Consider the following 16719-nt stretch of genomic DNA (forward strand, 5'->3'; position numbering starts at 1 on the left):
TTTTCGGCCTGCGGCCGTTGAGGGAGAACTGATGTGTTTTTCCTGAGTAGGGCCCCATGCTGGATACCATACCGTCCACCGCTGAAGCCGCGGCTGGATACGAAGCGCTTGAACGTATTGCCGACAAGGCCGAAGACCTGAGCCGCGCCGCGGCCCGCAAGACCCGCCAGATTCAGGCGGTGACGCTGCAGATGAACATGCTCGCCCTCAACGCCAAGATCGAGGCGGCGCGCGCAGGCCAGCACGGGCGCGGCTTTGCAATCGTCGCAAATGCCGTCAAGGATCTGGCGCTGGACATCAACAGTGTCTCGACCGAGCTGGACGCCGAGGTGGCCCGCGGGCTGCAGGCGCTCAAGGACAGCGTCCATGACATGGCCATGCGCGCCGATGCCGAGCGACGCATCAATCAGGCAGGCGCCGTGATCGCCACGATGGATCGCAATCTTTACGAGCGCACCTGCGATGTGCGGTCCTGGGCCAGCGAGGCGCTGATCGCCGATTTCTGCGCCGACCCCGATCCGGCGCACGCGGCCAGTGTCGCCTCCCGGCTGGAAACGATCTGGCGGGTCTATCGCGTCTATGTCGACATCTGGCTCTGCGACATGCAGGGCCGTGTGATCGCCTCAGCGCGTGGCCGACAGTTTCCCGTCACAGGTCATGACGCCGCACGCTCCGCGTGGTTCGGGCCGGCGATGCAGTTGCCCGATGGTGACGGCTATGTGGTCGATGATGTGCGACGCAGCCCCCAGATGGCGAACGACACCGTCCTCACCTATGCCGCAGCCGTGCGGCGTGGCGGCCGGTTCGACGGCACGCCGATCGGGGCTCTGGCCGTCCATTTCGATTGGGCGCGGCAGGCAGAGTCGGTGCTTGTGCCCGATCAAGGCGATCCTGCCGCGCTCGACACCCGATTGATCATCGCGGACCGGACCGGGTTGGTTCTGGCGTCTTCGGACGGTCACGGCGTCCTGAGCGACGTCATTCCACTGGCCGAGACCAAGGAGGACAAGGGCGTCATCGCGACTCGTACGGGTCTCGAATACGCCTACCACCGCACGCCGGGCTTTGAGACCTATGAAGGTCTTGGCTGGTTCGGGGTGATCGCCCGACGCGCTATGCCATAGCCGGAGCGCACGCGCCGCCGCCTGTCAGGCGGCGGTATCATCCGCCTTGGGCTTCTTGGCCCGGCTGCGGCTGGCGCGCGGTTTCGGGGCTGGCTTGCCCTCATCGACGGGTTCTGCCGGGATCTGTGACTCGATCGCAACCTCAAGATCCTGCGATACGACGGTCGTCGGGGCTTCATCCTCGTCGATCCTGCTGTCGGTATCTCGGATGGTTTCGCGCGCAGGGCCGCCACGGCGTTCGTCAAAGCTCATGGCGATAAAGCCGGGCAGGTGATCGCCCATGCCGATCAGGCGGCCACCCCGATCCCTGTCGCCCCGATCCCGGGTGCCGCGGTCGCGCGGTCCACGGTCATCGCGGTCGCGCAGAGCGCGCTCGTCCCGTTCGCGCGGGGTGCGATCCTCGCGGGCGCGGGTCTGGTCCTCGCGGGCGCGGGTCTGGGTCGTGTCGCGCTCACGCGGCGGGGCCTCTTCGCGGGTGGTCTCGGGGCGTGGGGGGGCTGTCGGCGCTTCTGCCTCAACGGCACGCGATCCTGAGCGGGGCCTGCGCGACCGCGTCCGGCGCGGGGCCTCGTCATCGGTCTCGGTGCGGGCTGTCGGGCGCGGGGCCTGTTCGGCGCTGCCTTGCTCGGGCGTCCACGGCAGAGCAGTGCGCGGGATCGTCGTTTCGATCAGGCTTTCGATGGCCGTGAGGTATTTCTCGTCGGAGGGCACCGCGATGGTGATGGCGATGCCGGTGCGACCGGCGCGACCCGTGCGACCGATGCGGTGCACATAATCCTCGGCATGGCTGGGCACGTCGTAGTTGATCACATGGCTCACGTTGGGAATGTCGAGGCCGCGTGCGGCGACATCGGAGGCTACCAGAAACTTGATCGACCCGTCGCGGAACCCGTCGAGCGTGCGGGTGCGATGCGACTGGTCCAGATCGCCATGTATCGGCTCGGCGTTGAGGCCGTGCTTTTTCAAAGACTTGGCCACCACATCCACATCCACCTTGCGGTTGCAGAAGATGATGGCGTTGGTGCATGCGGCACCATCGGCGGTGATCGCTGCGCGCAGCATCTCGCGCTTCTCAGACGCCGTGGTTTCGCGGTCGCGGCGCGAGGGGCGGAATTCCAGCAGGCGCTGCTCGATGGTGGCCGAGGCGCTGGCCTGACGCGCCACTTCGATCCGGGCGGGGTTGGACAGGAAAGTGTTGGTGATCCGCTCGATCTCGGGCGCCATGGTGGCCGAGAAGAAGAAGGTCTGCCGGGTGAAGGGCACGAGGCCGAAGATGCGCTCGATATCGGGGATGAACCCCATGTCGAGCATGCGGTCGGCCTCATCCACCACCATCACCTTGACGTCGGTCAGGATCAGCTTGCCGCGCTCGAAATGGTCGAGCAACCGGCCGGGGGTCGCGATCAGGACATCGACACCCTTGTCGATGAGCATGTCCTGTTCCTTGAAGCTGACGCCGCCAATCAGCAAGGCCTTGGTCAGCTTGACGTATTTGGCGTAGGTGTCGAAGTTTTCGGCCACCTGTGCCGCCAGTTCGCGCGTCGGGCACAGCACAAGGCTGCGCGGCATGCGCGCGCGGGCGCGGCCACGCGCCAGAATGGTGATCATTGGCAGCGTGAAGCTGGCGGTCTTGCCGGTGCCGGTCTGGGCAATGCCCAGCACGTCACGCCCTTCGAGCGCGTGGGGGATGGCGCCTGCCTGGATCGGAGTGGGGGTTTCGTATCCGGCTTCGGATACGGCTTTCAGAACCTTGGGATTAAGGTTGAGGTCGGAAAACGTCGTCATATGCGTCCAGTCTGGCCGGGACACTCCCGGCATGGGGGGATTGGAGCGCATCAAAGACCGTCGCGCCCCACGGATCAGGGCCCACGCGCGGATCGCGGGGTTGTGGTGGCACATAGGGGAAAAGCGGGGCGCCGTCAAACAAGGGCGCAAGGCCCTGTCACATTCCTGCCGCATGGGTGGCCGCATCGTGGAACAGGGCGGCGGGCACGCTGATGTCGATGGTGCCCGAGGGGACGGTCAGCCGCGCGGCAAGACCCCTGCGCAGCGCCTGATCGAAACCTGCGCCATCAAGCAGGATCATTCCCACCGACCCGTCGCGGCAATGGCCATGGGTGCAGCCCGCGCCTGTCTCGCGGTGGAAGGGCAGGGGCTGGCCGGCGGTCCAGGCTTCCGAGAACCGCAAGCGGTGGATCCCGTCGAGCCGGTGCCCGATTACCAGCGCGCGCGCCAACGCCCCGTCACGGCTGACGATGATGACATGGCCCATGAGAACGTGGTGAGGGTGGTCGCTGATCCGCTGCTGGCCGGTGTAGACGCCTGCGACGCCGGTGGCCGCATTGGACAGCGCGCCGCCCGTCGCATGGGCTTGCAGAGCAAGGAGGGACAGGCACAGGGCAATCCAGCACAACATGATCGCGGGTATGGCACCGGCTGGGTTAAGGCGGGGTTAAACTCCGTCATCTGCGGCCGAGGGGTGGATATCCGCCTTGTATCCTGCCGCCAGCACCGCCACGGTCGGGCGCGGCGTCAGGATCGTGACCGGCCCTGGCGGTCGCGGTTGTGCTGGACCGTAGCCATTTACGTCGAAGGGCAAGGCTTGCGCCCCGACCAGCAGGTGCGGACGGTCGCGCCACAGCACGAACACGCCATCTGGCAGGGCCTGCGCCTCGGCCTGATGCCGGAACTGCGCGCGGTTGCGGGTCACACGCGCGCCGTGAAGGCGGCGGTCCATGATCATCCGGTCTGTCGGTCCGTGCGCCTGCGCCCAAGCCGCGAGCCATGCATCGTAGGCCGCGCGACGGCAATAGCCGCAGGGCCGGTGCCCGGCGGCCAACGCCACTGCCTCGTCTAGGAAGAACAGCGCTGTCCAGCCGCGATCGGGCATCGCCCCGTGATGGTGCCCACGCGGATGGGTGAGCGTGCAGGTCACCCAATGCGGATGGGTCCAGCGCGACGCGCCCAGCGTGGCGTCGGCCCGGTGCAGAATGCCGCGATTTCCGGTGAACATGCCGCGATAGGTCGCCTCCGCCACGATCTCGCCCGTAGGCAGGACGCGGTTCTGTAGCGATCCCGCCGGTCTGCCTTTGGGCCGCGTCACGTCGTCCAGACGGCCATGGCGATGCCTCCCGGCGCGAGAAACTCGAAGCGGCGACCACCCGGAAAAGCAAAGATGTCCTTGGTGATCTCGGCCCCTGCGGCCCACACCTGCGCCAGCGCGCCCTCGAGGTCATCGGCCTTGAGCACGATCAGCGGGGCCCGCGCCGGCCCCCGTTCCAGCCCGCCGCCGGTGCCCGCGCCCTGAATGTCGCGGTAATCGGGGCCGTAATCGACAAAATCCCAGCCCAAGGCGGCGGCAAAGAAGGCCTGCGTTTCCTCAAGCACGGGGGCGGTAAACTCGACATAGTCGATGGGCAGGCGCGTCGTCATGCTGGCCTCGTATGTTCATGCTATGTTCACAGCCTGCGCCCGGACTGGGCCGCTGTCAACGCGCCTGACCTCAGACCATCAACTCCTTGGTCGCCGACAGCCGCACCTGCGGGTAGTCGCGCGCCACGCGGTCGATGTCCCATTGCAGGCGGGTCAGATAGACCGGGTCGCCGTCATTGTCGGTGGCCATGTGCTGCTTGTTGGCCTGCCCGAAGGCCTCCACCGCATCCTTGGGGCCATGCACCCAGCGGGCGGAGGTGAACTGCGACGGCTCGAACCGGACGGGCAGGCCGTATTCCCCCTCGATCCGGCTGGCCAGAACCTCGAACTGCAAGGCACCCACGACGCCCACGACAAAGCCCGATCCGATCATCGGCTTGAAGACCTTGGCCGCACCTTCTTCGGCGAATTGCATCAGCGCCTTGTCGAGATGCTTGGCTTTCATCGGGTCGCCCGCGCGGCAGGTCTGCAGGAGTTCCGGCGCGAAACTGGGGATGCCGGTGAAACGCAGCGCCTCGCCCTCGGTCAGCGCGTCGCCGATGCGGAGCTGCCCGTGGTTGGGGATACCGATGATATCGCCCGCCCAAGCCTCTTCCGCCAGTTCGCGGTCGCTTGCCAGAAACATCACCGGGTTGCTGATCGCCATGGGTTTTTTCGACCGCACATGGGTCAGCTTCATCCCGCGCAGGAAATGGCCTGAGGCGAGGCGGACAAAAGCCACCCGGTCGCGGTGCTTGGGGTCCATGTTGGCCTGCACCTTGAACACGAAGCCCGCCACCTTGTCTTCCTCGGGGGCTACCTGACGCGGTTCTGCGGGTTGCAGTTGCGGGGCGGGGCCGTGTTCTGCCATGCCTTCCATCAATTCCTTGACGCCGAAGGAATTGATCGCCGAGCCAAACCAGATCGGCGTCAGCGAGCCCTCCAGAAAGGCCTTGGCGTCAAACGGCGGCAGCAATTCGCGCGCCATCTCAAGTTCTTCGCGGAGCTGCGCCAGCAGGTCTGCGGGGACGTGTTCGGCCAGTTTCGGATCATCGAGGCCATCGATCCGGATGCTTTCGGCGACCCGGTTCCGGTCGGCGCGGTCCATCAATTCCAGCCGGTCGTGCAAGATGTCGTAGCAGCCGATGAACTCGCGCCCCATGCCGATGGGCCAAGAGGCCGGCGTCACGTCGATGGCAAGGTTTTCCTGAATCTCGTCGATGATGGTGAAGGTGTCGCGCGCCTCGCGGTCCATCTTGTTGCAGAAGGTCAAGATGGGCAGGTCGCGCATCCGGCAGACCTCGAACAGCTTGCGGGTCTGGGATTCCACGCCCTTGGCGCCGTCGATCACCATGATCGCGGCGTCGACGGCGGTGAGCGTGCGGTAGGTATCCTCGGAAAAATCGCTGTGGCCGGGGGTGTCGACGAGATTGAAGCGGTATTTCCCGAAATCGAAGGACATGGCGGAGGCCGAGACGGAGATGCCGCGGTCCTTTTCCATCTGCATGAAATCCGACCGCGTGCGCCGCGCCTCGCCCTTGGCGCGGACTTGGCCCGCCATCTGGATGGCGCCGCCGAACAGGAGGAATTTCTCGGTCAGGGTCGTCTTGCCCGCATCGGGGTGCGAGATGATGGCGAAGGTCCGGCGCCGCGCGATCTCGGGCGGCAGGGCGGGGCGGTTGGTGGGGGCGTCGAGCATGGGCGCGATATAGCGGCGGGCGGGTGTGGGGGCAATGCTGGCCGGAAGCCGGGCGGCCGCGCTGGGGCAGGTCGGCCTTGGGCGAGGGGCTGGCGCAGGTTTTTGTTGCCCTGCAAGGCGCGGATGGTATCGTTCGGGTGGCGATGCCGTCTGGTTGGCATATCGCCATTGCTTAAAGACTATCAAGGGTAGCTTACCATGCCAGCCGCATTGTCCGGTATTGTTTTCAATGAGTTGCAAGTTGTTGTGCCGGGTGTCGGCGCAATCGACGCCAACAATGACGGCTTTTTGCGCCGTGACGACGACGCGATCGAGCTGCACAATCTGAGTTCTGGCACCGTAGATATATCGGGATGGGAACTCTGGGACACACAGAACAACACGAGCATCGCCAGTAAGCTCGCAACGATCAATCCGGGCGTCACGATGGCGCCCGGCGGGTACTTCACGATCGTGGAAGCGTCAGGAGATTTCAACAATCTCGACAATGTCGGTCCGGGGATGCAGGCCGACCGCAGCTTGCTTCCATCGAACGACGCAACCTTCGCGCTCTTCAACCCCACGAGCGGCGACTTCATCTTGCTCAGGGGAGAGACCGCAGCCGCCTCCGAAACGACCATGGTCGCCGCGCTCGAGGCGATTCACCCATCGGCAACACAAGTCGGCACGACGGAAGTATTTCCCCTGTTCAGTTCCGGTGGCTTCGCCAGCGTCCTGCGCGAGACAGATGGCAGCGACACTTGGGTGAATGGTGCGGCCAGCCTGGGGGCCGCGAACTGCTTTGCCGAGGATACTCTGATCGCGACACCTGACGGCGAGCGGCGGGTGCAGGATCTGGCGGCGGGTGACCTTGTGTGCCGGGCCGGTGGCGGTGTGGCACCGGTGCTCTGGCTTGGGCGGCAGACCATCGTGACGCGGTTCGCGGGCGATGCCGCGCGTCTGGTGCGCATCGCGGCGGGCGTGCTGGACACGCACCGGGAGCTGCGCGTCACCCAAGAGCACGGGATGCTGATCGACGGGGTCCTGGTGAATGCGGGCGCTTTTGTCGGCCTTCCCGGCATCGACCTTGTGCCGCTGTACCAGACGCCCAAACGCTTCGCCGTCTACCATGTCGAGACCGAGGCGCATGACGTGATCGTCGCCAATGGCGCAGCGTCCGAGACGTTCATCGACTACACAGGGCGGCGGGCCTTTGACAATTTCGCGGAATATCTCAGCCTTTACGGGGCCGAGCGTATCTACCCCGAAATGAAGCCTGCCCGGATCACCAGTGCCCGCCTTCTGCCCGAGGCCTTGCGCACCCGACTGGGCGGCGCTGCGCAACAAGATATGAGACAGTCCGCTTAGTCCTCGTCGCTCCCCGTTCCCCGGCTGGCATGCGTCAGGCGGGCGGCGGCACCCGCCGCGTCGCCCAGCACGGTCTCGTCCACCTCCAGCCGCGTGGCCTCGCGCTGGCCCTCGGTGATGGCGTCCAGCGTCAGCCCCTGCGGCAGGCGGGCGCGGATTTCGGCGGTGACCAGCAGGCTTTCGACCGCGATGCCTTCGGCGAATATGATCTCGTGGCTGTCGAACAGGATCTGGTAGCTGTCGACATGGCCGCCTTCCTCGCGCGTGACGGTCGTACCGTTGACCAGCAGGTCGGCGCGCACCAACACCTCTGCCCGTCCCGTGCCCAGCCGGTCGCGCCGCTGCCAGATGAACAGCCGGTGTTGCGGCGACAGCCGCACGTCGCGCGCGGCGTTCAGCGTGCCTTGGGCGATGCGTATGGGGGCGGAGGCGCCCGTCGCGCGGCGGGTCTGCGGGCCGATCCATCGGACCGGGCGGGGGCCATGGTCGCGCGTCAGGACCAGATCGCCCACGCGCAGATCCTCGACCTTGCGCTGTCCCCCCCCCGCCAATGTCAGGTGCGTTCCGGCAAAGAAACTGACCGAGGCAATGTCGGCGAAGCGCTCCGGCGCGCTGGCCCGTGACGATCCGATCAGGTCGTATTCGGTGCCGGGCTGCAGGGGCGACAGCGGCAAGAGGTGCAGCACCGTCCCCTCGGTCTCGCTTTGGCGCTTCAGGACCAGAACTTCGATCATGTCGCCCTTGGCACCCATGAAGCGATGGCAATCCGCGATGGTCAGCGCCTCGCCGGGCAGACCGACCTCGGACCCTTCGGCCACGGCCTGCCCGCCTCCGGGGCGGTCGCAGATGGCAAGCCGTGCGGGCACGGCTTCGCGGTGCAGGCGGTAGGTGTCACCCGGCAGCGCCGCATCGCCAAGGCCGATCGGGTCGCCCTCGTTCGCGCCGGTCAGGGCGCGGATGGCATCGGCCGGATAGGTGGAAAAGCGGCACAGCGGTGCAAGATCGGACATGGATTTATGCTTTGGATGCAAGGTGGTGATTTTGGGTAGGGCCAGCGGTCGGCCGGGTCAAGGCTGGCGGGCCGCTGGCGGGGCTGATAGGACGGGTCGAACGCCAAGACAGGGGAGATTTGGGCATGGATCTGGGAATTTCGGGTAAACGCGCGCTGGTCTGCGCATCCTCCAAGGGTTTGGGCCGCGGCTGCGCCGAAGCGCTGGCCGAGGCGGGTGTCGATCTGGTTCTGAACGCCCGCGGCGCCGAGGCGCTTGAGGCAACCGCACAGGCCATCCGCGACCAATATGGCGTGAGCGTGACCGCCATCGCCGCCGACATCACCGAAGAGGCCGGGCGCGCGCGCGTGCTGGAGGCCGCGGGCGCGGTCGACATCCTTGTGACCAATGCCGGTGGTCCGCCGCCGGGGCTGTGGTCGGACTGGACGCGCGATGATTTCATCAAGGCACTCGACGCCAACATGCTGACGCCCATCGCGCTGATGACTGCGCTGGTACCGGGCATGATCGACCGCGGCTGGGGCCGTGTGGTCAACATCACTTCGCAATCGGTCAAGGCGCCGATCCCCGCGCTGGGCCTGTCGAACGCGGCGCGCACCGGGTTGACCGGCTATGTCGCGGGCACCGCACGGCAGGTGGCGGCCAAGGGGGTATGCATCAATAACCTGTTGCCGGGCTCGCATGACACCGACCGCGCGGTGGCGCTGGAAAAGGGCGTCGCCAAGGCGCAGGATGTGTCGCTGGAAGAGGCGCGCGCGATCCGCTGCAAGGCCATCCCCTCAGGGCGCTATGGCACGATCGAGGAATTCGGCGCGACCTGCGCTTTCTTGTGCTCGCAACATGCCGGCTTTATCGTTGGGCAAAACATCTTGCTCGATGGCGGACAGACCAGCGCGACCATCTGACCGGAGCTGCGGGCCCGCCTTGCCCCGGCGGGGTGGGCCTGTTACCTGCTTTTCCGATTGAATTGATCGGGTATTTCCCGCCATGGCTGACACCCCCCGTCTCGAGGTCGATCACATCACCTGCCGTTTCGACGGGCGCGAGGTCGTGCGCGATGTCAGTTTCGCGGTGCGTCCGGGTGAGATCCTGTGCCTTCTGGGTCCGTCAGGTTGCGGGAAATCGACCAGCCTGCGCGTGATCGCGGGGATCGAGCGGCAATCATCGGGCCTCGTGCGCGCCGATGGCGCGCCGCTGTCGGACGCACGCATGCATCTGCCGCCGGAGGCGCGCGGCGTGGGCCTCATCTTTCAGGATTTCGCGCTGTTTCCCCATCTGACGGTCGGGCAGAACGTCGCGTTCGGCCTGCGTGGCCCGCGTGCCGCGATGGCGGCGCGGGTGGCGGAACTGCTCGAAAGGGTCGATCTGGGCGGCTATGCCGACAAATCGCCGCACATGCTGTCGGGGGGCGAACAACAGCGTGTCGCGCTGGCCCGTGCGCTCGCGCCAAGGCCGCGGATCATGCTGATGGACGAGCCGTTTTCAGGCCTAGACAACCGGCTGCGCGACGGCATTCGCGACGAGACGCTTCAGCTACTGAAGGACGAGGGGACGGCCGTGGTTCTGGTCACCCACGAGCCCGAGGAGGCAATGCGCATGGCCGACCAGATCGCGCTGATGCGTGATGGCAAGATCGTGCAAAAGGGCGCGCCGTACAACATCTACAATGCGCCGTGCGACAAGGCAGCGGCGGCGTTCTTCAGTGATATCAACGTGATCTTGGGCACGGTTCAGGGCGCGCTCGTCGACACGCCCTTTGGCCAGTTCCTCGCGCCTGGCCATGCAGATGGCACGGATGTGGAAATCGTCTTCCGCCCGCAGCACGTCAAGATCGACTTCGACCGGGGCGGGCGCGGCCCCAACCCCACCCCCCAAGATGGCACGCCTGCCCGCGGCGTGGTCGAGCGGGCGCGGTTCATGGGCCATGAAAGCCTTGTGGAGTTTCGCATGGATTTCGATGGCGGCATCCTCAAGGCGACGGTTCCGGCGGTGTTCTTGCCCAAGCCCGGCACGCCGCTGTGGCTAACCGTGCGGCGCGACCGGTGCTTTGTCTTTGCGAAAAAGCGCTGACCGGGGCGGGGCGGCTTGCGTTTTGGGGCTTTGAACTGGCGCGCGGAACGCCTACCTATGTTGCCTGACGACCATCTGTGGACCGCGCGCCCCCTTGGGGCGGCCGCGGTGTTAGGGAGAGAGCCATGCTAAACAATATCGGACCGGCGGGCCTTTTGCTCATTGCCATCGTGGTCCTTGTCCTGTTCGGCCGCGGCAAGATCGCGGGCCTGATGGGTGAGGTCGGCAAGGGCATCACCGCCTTCAAGCGCGGCGTGAAGGATTCGACTCAGGAGATCGAGAACGCCTCGAACACCGCAGACGACACCACGGCTGCCCGCGATGTCACCCCGCGCGCCGAGCGCGACAACGCCTGATCGCGACCCGTGCCCCCGCGTGCAACCGGGGGCGGTCCGCCTAGTGCATAGGGACGCAGATGCCTGATATCGGGTGGATGGAGCTGCTGGTGATCGGCATCGTTGCGCTGATCGTCGTGGGGCCCAAGGAACTTCCGATGATGTTTCGGAAGGTAGGCCAGTTCACGGGCCGCGTGCGGGCCATGGCCAAGGATTTCCAGCGCGCCATGGACGAAGCCGCCGACGAGAGCGGCATGACCGAGCTGAACCGCGACCTGCGCAAGGCAACGAATTTCGCCGCCAACCCGAAGAAAGCCGGGATGAGCGCGCTGAAGGATACCTTTGGCGACGATTTCGACCTTGATCCCGAGAAATTCCCCGAAGGCAGCCACAGCCGCAAGATGGCCGAGGAAAAGGCCGCCGCGACCAAGCAGATGCGCGATGAGGTCGAGGCACGGCGCAAGGCCAAGATCGATCAGACCATCGCTGACAAGGAGGCGGCCGCCAACGCCGCGGCCCAAGCCCCCCTCGAGGCGCCTGCAGCGGATGTGACCGCCGAGCCCACGCCGGTGGTCGAGGCTGCGCGCAGCGGGTCCACATCATCATGAGCGCCGAAGACCAGATCGAAGACAGCTCCGCGCCTCTGATCGAGCATCTGGCAGAGTTGCGCACGCGCCTGATCCGGTCCGTGCTGGCCTTTGTCGTCGGCATGGTCGCGATGTTCACCATCGCCGAGCCGACGCTGGAATTCATCTCGCAACCCTTGGCCGAGGTGCTGCGCTCGCGCGGCGAGGATGCGCGACTGATCTTTACCGCGCCGCAGGAAAAATTCTTCGTCCTGATCCGGATCTCGATCATCATGGGCTTTGCGGTCAGTTTCCCGGTCATCGCGCACCAGCTGTGGCGTTTCGTGGCACCGGGCCTCTACAAATCGGAAAAGGGCGCGATCCTGCCCTTCCTGATCGCCTCGCCGGTGCTGTTCTTGATGGGTGCGTCTTTCGCCCATTATGTCGTGACGCCGCTGGCGATGAATTTCTTCATCGGGTTTTCCGACGCGATCCCGGCTCTGGCAAATCTGATCGCGGGCGAGGGCACCTTCGAGAACCCCGAGGCACCATCCGACGGCATTCAGACGATCTTCCTCGGCTCCGTCCGCGAAAGCCTCGATCTGGCGCTCAAGTTCATCTTTGCCTTCGGCCTGTGTTTCCAGTTGCCGGTCTTGCTGACCTTGATGGGCAAGGCGGGGCTTGTGACGGCGGCGGGGCTTGGCAATGTGCGCAAATGGGCGGTCGTGGGTATCTTGACGCTGGCCGCACTGGTGACACCGCCCGATGTCGTCACCCAGCTGATCCTTTTCGTCGTGGTCTACGGCCTGTACGAAGTGTCGATCGTGCTGGTGCGGCTGGTGGAGCGGTCCAAGATCCGCCGCCTGCGCGCCGAAGGCATCCTTGGCGAAAACGAAGAGCTTTGATCCCCATGACCGATGATGTCCTGACCCGCATCGCCGCGGCGCTTGAGCGTATGGCGCCCGCCCCCGCAGCCGCCCCCGACTGGCACGCAGCCAGCGCCTATGTCTGGCACGCCGACCCGGACCGGCTGGCCCCGGTGGACCGTGTGAACCGCGTAGACCTGTCGCTGTTGCATGGCGTCGACCGCTCACGCGACACGCTGCTGGCCAATACCGCGCAATTCGCCCGTGGGTTGCCCGCGAACAACGCGCTGTTGTGGGGCGCGCGGGGGATGGGGAAATCCTCACTGGTCAAGGCGGTGCATGCCGTCTGCCTGACGGACGCCCCCGACCTCAAGCTGGTCGAAGTGCAGCGCGAGGATCTGGGCAGCATCGCGCGGCTCTTGACGCTGCTGCGCGCGGCCCCGGTGCGCGTGATCCTGTTTTGCGATGACCTGTCGTTTTCGCATGATGACCAGCATTACAAATCGCTCAAGGCGGTGCTGGATGGGGGCGTCGAGGGCCGGCCGGACAATGTCGTGTTCTACGCCACCTCGAACCGTCGCCATCTGATGCCGCGCGACATGATCGAGAACGAGCGCTCCTCGGCGATCAACCCCTCAGAGGCGGTCGAGGAAAAGGTATCGCTGTCCGATCGCTTCGGCCTCTGGTTGGGTTTCCATCCCTGTTCGCAGGACGAATACCTGACGATGATCCGCGGCTATTGCGCCGCCCATGGCGTGCAGGTCGAGGACAGCCAACTGGTCGCCGAGGCGATCGAATGGCAGGCCACGCGCGGGTCGCGGTCGGGACGGGTGGCTTGGCAGTTCTTTTCGGATCTTGCGGGGCGGCAGGGCGTCGCCCTCTGAGCGCCTTGGTCAGTCGACCATGCGCGCAATGCGTGCCATCAGGGCAGCATCATCCTCATCGACCCCGCCCCCTTCTGTGACGGGCTGGGACATGTCGCGGCGTGGGTGACGCGGCCGCACCGGTGGTGTCGCGGTCAGACGGGCCTGTGCCGCCTCCATGACCCTCAACGCGCGGCGGTCCATCACACGGTGCCAGACCGAGGGGACCATCGCCAGCGTAGCCATGACCGGCAGCGACCATGGAAGCGTTGGCACATCGGCCTGCGGGTCGAGCCGGTCATAGGGCCGGTCGGGGTGCATGTGATGTTCCGAATGGGCGGGGGCATTCATCATCAGGTAGGATGAAAACCCGCGCGGCGCGTTCCAGCTGTGATGCGGCGCGACCGGTTCGACCCTGCCATTGGGCAATTCCAGCCGCTGCAGCCCGTAATGCTGGATGTAGTCGGACATCAGCACCTGCCCGCCGAAAAGTGCCGCCAGCACAATCAGCGCCAGCGCCCCGCCGACGCCGGCCAGCACAAGGGCAATGACAAGGGACAGCGCCGCGCCGCCAACCCAGACCACGTAAGGGTTGTGCGCGCTCAGGCCGGACAGGCCGCGGCGTTCGAGCCTGTCGACCTCGCAGGCGAGCCCCGCCTCGAAGGACCCGCGCCAGGCGCGCGGCAGGTAGGCCCAGAAGCTTTCGCCGGGCAGTGGGGTGCTGGGGTCGTCGGGGGTGCCGACATGGCGGTGATGCACCAGCCTGTGCGCCGAGACATGGTGTCCGAACCCGACCGAGGTATAGACAGCCGCCCCGATCCCGCGCGAAAGCGCAGTTTTGCGGTGGATCAGCTCATGGGCGTTGGGATGGCTGACCTGACCCATGAAGCTGGCCGTGGCGAACAGGAGCGCAAGCGTCTCGCCAAAGGACAGACGTGGATCGCCCAGGGCGAGCAAGACCAGCGGCACAAGCGCGAAATGGATCACGCCAAGCCCCAGCGCCAGCCGGTCGGACCACGGTGCGTGGTCGTGATCGTCCAGCACCGGCGGATCGAGCAGCCGGTCCATCCCCGCCGCCACCAGTGTCAGCCAGATCAGTGCAAGCACGCCGCCGAACCCCCAGACCGTCGCGCCAAGCGCGATCAAAAGGGCGGGGATCAGCGTCACGATGGCGTAGCGGGCGATCACGGGCATGGGGCGGGGCCTTGCAGCTTCGGGGGGTATCGCTGGGAATGTGGCACGAATTCTTGGCAAAACCATGGCCTTCCTTTCGCGCGCGCCCCGTATTAGGTGACATGCAGGTCAAGATAGTCGAAAGGCCGCGCATGTCCTTTTTCAAGAAGCTGAAGGACCGGATGCTCCGATCTTCGTCGAAGATCGACGAGGGCTTGGACGCGATCATCGAAAAGCGTGCAGTCGATGTGGCCCTCGAACCGGACCCGCAGCCAGAAGCGATGCCGGACCCGCAGCCAGAAGCGATGCCGGAGCCGGAGCCTGATGCTGCCCCGCGACCGCTGGCACCGCAGTCCCACGACTTGGCCCCCGCGCCAAAACCCGTGCCTGTTCCGAGTGTTTCCCCCCCTGTGGCCGAGCCTGCGCCCGCCGCCAAGCCCGGATTTTTGGGGCGTCTGGTTAGCCGCACGGTCGAGCCGCGCCGCGCGCTCGACGATGAGATGCTCGAAAGCCTCGAGGACTTGTTGATCGCCGCCGACATGGGCGTCGACACGGCCCTGCGCGTCACCGCCAACATGGCCGAGGGCCGCCATGGTCGCATGATGTCGGCAACCGATATCAAGGGGCTGCTCGCCGCCGAGATCGCGCGCGTGATGGAGCCGGTGGCGCGACCGTTGCCGATCTATCCCAAGAAGCCGCAGGTCGTGCTGGTTGTGGGCGTGAACGGATCGGGCAAGACCACGACAATCGGCAAGCTCGCCAGCCAGTTCAAGGCAGCGGGCAAGACGGTAGTGATCGCGGCCGGCGACACGTTCCGTGCGGCGGCCGTCGAACAGTTGCAGGTCTGGGGACAGCGTGCCGGGGTGCCGGTGCTGACCGCGCCCGAAGGGTCCGACCCGGCTGCACTGGCCTTTGACGCGATGACACGCGCCGAGGCCGATGGTGCCGACCTGTTGATGATCGACACCGCCGGGCGGTTGCAAAACCGCGCCGACCTGATGGAGGAACTGGCCAAGATCGTCCGCGTCATCCGCAAAAAGGATCCCGACGCGCCGCACAACACGATCCTCGTGCTTGATGCGACGACGGGGCAGAACGCGCTGAGCCAGGTCAAGACCTTCCAGGAGATGGCCAATGTCTCGGGGCTGGTGATGACCAAACTGGACGGAACCGCCAAAGGCGGCGTGCTGGTGGCGCTGGCCGACAAGTTCGGCTTGCCGATCCATGCCATCGGTGTCGGAGAGCAGATTGACGATTTGCAACCTTTTGACCCCGAAGACTTCGCCAGAGCCGTGGTTGGTCTTGACTAAATCCGATATTCATCCACAGACCCTGTGAGTAAAACCCCATGAGCGCCTGGATTACCTCGGTCGAGGGCACGGCTCAGGCCGCGTCTTGGGCGACCGTTCTGGCGCTGATGGCGGCGGTGCTGCACGCAATCTTTGGTGCCTTGCAAAAAGGCCGTCACGACCCGCTTCTCGCGCGCGGCGCCATTGACGCAAGCTATGCGCTGATGGCCGCGCCCTTCGCCTTTTTCGTGGTGCCCTGGCCCGAGCCGCACATGTGGCCGATCTTTGCCGGAGCCTTCGTCATCCATGTTCTTTACAAATGGGCCACGCTCGCCAGCTACCGGCGCGGGGCCTACACGGTCGTCTACCCGGTGATGCGTGGCACCGGACCGCTGTTCGCCATCATCGGCGCGTTTCTGGTTTTCGGCGAGACCTTCAACCCGGTGCAATGGTTGGGCGTCGCGGTCTTGCTGGCGGGGCTTTACGGTCTTGCGGCCTACAACCTGATCCATGTCACGCTGGACCGTGACACGCTGGTGCCGGCACTGGGCTTTGCGGTTCTGACGGGGCTCTTTGTCGCGCTCTACACCACCTATGACGCCTATGCGATCCGCGCCACCGCGGACCCGTTCACCTTTCTGGCCTGGTTCTTCTTTCTTGACGGCCTGCTCTTCCCGCTGCTCGCGCTGCGTTTTTTCAACGGCCTTTCCGACAAGCCGCCCCTTGGTCCCTTGGCCGTTCGCGGTATCTTCGGCGGCCTCGTGGCCTTTGCCAGCTTTGGCTCGATCATGCTGGCCACGCGGCTCGACCAGGTGGGGCAAGCGGCGGTGTTGCGCGAAACCTCGACCGTTTTTGCCGCGCTGATCGGCTGGCTGGTGCTGGGCGAACGCGTCGGCCCGCGCCGTCTGGCGCTGATGGGGTTGATCGCGGCGGGGGCGGTGATAGTTCAGGTAGGCCGATGAAAGG

Annotated in this window: 17 protein-coding genes; 10 read left to right on the forward strand and 7 right to left on the reverse strand. The window is 65.8% G+C overall.

What is annotated here, in order from left to right:
- Window positions 1-56 precede the first annotated feature (56 nt).
- Entirely contained in the window at window positions 57-1124 is a 1068-nt protein-coding gene (locus C7455_RS08410) for a methyl-accepting chemotaxis protein (RefSeq protein WP_109667310.1), read from the forward strand.
- 24 nt (window positions 1125-1148) lie between these two features.
- Here the strand turns inward: C7455_RS08410 and C7455_RS08415 are convergent, their stop codons facing one another.
- The 5 genes from C7455_RS08415 to C7455_RS08435 all read right to left on the reverse strand — a co-directional run bounded on the left by C7455_RS08415 (window position 1149) and on the right by C7455_RS08435 (window position 6234).
- Window positions 1149-2909 (reverse strand): DEAD/DEAH box helicase, encoded by a 1761-nt coding sequence (locus C7455_RS08415; protein WP_109667312.1) that lies wholly within the window; start codon window positions 2907-2909, stop codon window positions 1149-1151.
- 157 nt (window positions 2910-3066) lie between these two features.
- The gene (locus C7455_RS08420; protein ID WP_109667313.1) at window positions 3067-3540 is read right to left on the reverse strand and encodes a hypothetical protein; all 474 of its coding nucleotides are present in this window, start codon (window positions 3538-3540) and stop codon (window positions 3067-3069) included.
- Window positions 3541-3576: 36 nt separating this feature from the next.
- A complete protein-coding gene (locus C7455_RS08425; protein ID WP_109667315.1) occupies window positions 3577-4227 on the reverse strand; it encodes a hypothetical protein in 651 nt (216 codons plus the stop codon).
- The gene (locus C7455_RS08430) at window positions 4224-4556 is read right to left on the reverse strand and encodes a VOC family protein (protein WP_109667317.1); all 333 of its coding nucleotides are present in this window, start codon (window positions 4554-4556) and stop codon (window positions 4224-4226) included. Before C7455_RS08430 ends, C7455_RS08425 begins: the two co-directional genes overlap by 4 nt.
- 70 nt (window positions 4557-4626) lie before the next feature.
- On the reverse strand, window positions 4627-6234 hold the full coding sequence (locus C7455_RS08435; protein WP_109667318.1) for a peptide chain release factor 3: 1608 nt from the start codon (window positions 6232-6234) through the stop codon (window positions 4627-4629).
- Between the two features lie 198 nt (window positions 6235-6432).
- Between C7455_RS08435 and C7455_RS08440 the strand changes: the two genes are divergently transcribed.
- A complete protein-coding gene (locus C7455_RS08440) occupies window positions 6433-7581 on the forward strand; it encodes a Hint domain-containing protein (protein ID WP_109667320.1) in 1149 nt (382 codons plus the stop codon).
- On the opposite strand, the gene C7455_RS08445 is transcribed toward C7455_RS08440, so the two are convergent.
- Window positions 7578-8591: a Hint domain-containing protein gene (locus C7455_RS08445; protein WP_109667321.1), complete on the reverse strand. Its 1014-nt coding sequence runs from the start codon at window positions 8589-8591 to the stop codon at window positions 7578-7580. The genes C7455_RS08440 and C7455_RS08445 overlap by 4 nt on opposite strands.
- A 125-nt stretch (window positions 8592-8716) precedes the next feature.
- Between C7455_RS08445 and C7455_RS08450 the strand changes: the two genes are divergently transcribed.
- From C7455_RS08450 to C7455_RS08475, 6 genes are all read left to right on the forward strand, one after another.
- Entirely contained in the window at window positions 8717-9496 is a 780-nt protein-coding gene (locus tag C7455_RS08450) for an SDR family oxidoreductase (protein ID WP_109667323.1), read from the forward strand.
- An 82-nt stretch (window positions 9497-9578) separates the two neighbouring features.
- A complete protein-coding gene (locus C7455_RS08455) occupies window positions 9579-10661 on the forward strand; it encodes an ABC transporter ATP-binding protein (RefSeq protein WP_109667324.1) in 1083 nt (360 codons plus the stop codon).
- Window positions 10662-10786: 125 nt separating this feature from the next.
- A complete protein-coding gene (locus tag C7455_RS08460) occupies window positions 10787-11017 on the forward strand; it encodes a twin-arginine translocase TatA/TatE family subunit (RefSeq protein WP_109667326.1) in 231 nt (76 codons plus the stop codon).
- A 59-nt stretch (window positions 11018-11076) separates the two neighbouring features.
- The gene (tatB, locus tag C7455_RS08465; RefSeq protein WP_109667327.1) at window positions 11077-11604 is read left to right on the forward strand and encodes a Sec-independent protein translocase protein TatB; all 528 of its coding nucleotides are present in this window, start codon (window positions 11077-11079) and stop codon (window positions 11602-11604) included.
- Window positions 11601-12467 (forward strand): twin-arginine translocase subunit TatC, encoded by an 867-nt coding sequence (gene tatC / locus C7455_RS08470; RefSeq protein ID WP_109667328.1) that lies wholly within the window; start codon window positions 11601-11603, stop codon window positions 12465-12467. Before tatB ends, tatC begins: the two co-directional genes overlap by 4 nt.
- A gap of 5 nt (window positions 12468-12472) precedes the next feature.
- Window positions 12473-13312, forward strand: coding sequence for an ATP-binding protein (locus C7455_RS08475; protein ID WP_109667330.1), 840 nt, complete (start codon window positions 12473-12475; stop codon window positions 13310-13312).
- A gap of 9 nt (window positions 13313-13321) precedes the next feature.
- Here C7455_RS08475 and C7455_RS08480 read toward each other — a convergent pair whose 3' ends face one another.
- A complete protein-coding gene (locus C7455_RS08480) occupies window positions 13322-14485 on the reverse strand; it encodes an alkane 1-monooxygenase (protein ID WP_109667331.1) in 1164 nt (387 codons plus the stop codon).
- A 131-nt stretch (window positions 14486-14616) separates the two neighbouring features.
- On the opposite strand from C7455_RS08480, the gene ftsY reads away from it, so the two are divergent.
- Window positions 14617-15774 (forward strand): signal recognition particle-docking protein FtsY, encoded by a 1158-nt coding sequence (gene ftsY / locus C7455_RS08485; protein ID WP_109667557.1) that lies wholly within the window; start codon window positions 14617-14619, stop codon window positions 15772-15774.
- 38 nt (window positions 15775-15812) lie between these two features.
- A complete protein-coding gene (locus C7455_RS08490; protein ID WP_109667333.1) occupies window positions 15813-16715 on the forward strand; it encodes an EamA family transporter in 903 nt (300 codons plus the stop codon).
- The last annotated feature ends 4 nt before the right edge of the window (window positions 16716-16719 follow it).

The organism is Roseicyclus mahoneyensis, assembly GCF_003148775.1.
Lineage (GTDB): Bacteria > Pseudomonadota > Alphaproteobacteria > Rhodobacterales > Rhodobacteraceae > Roseicyclus > Roseicyclus mahoneyensis.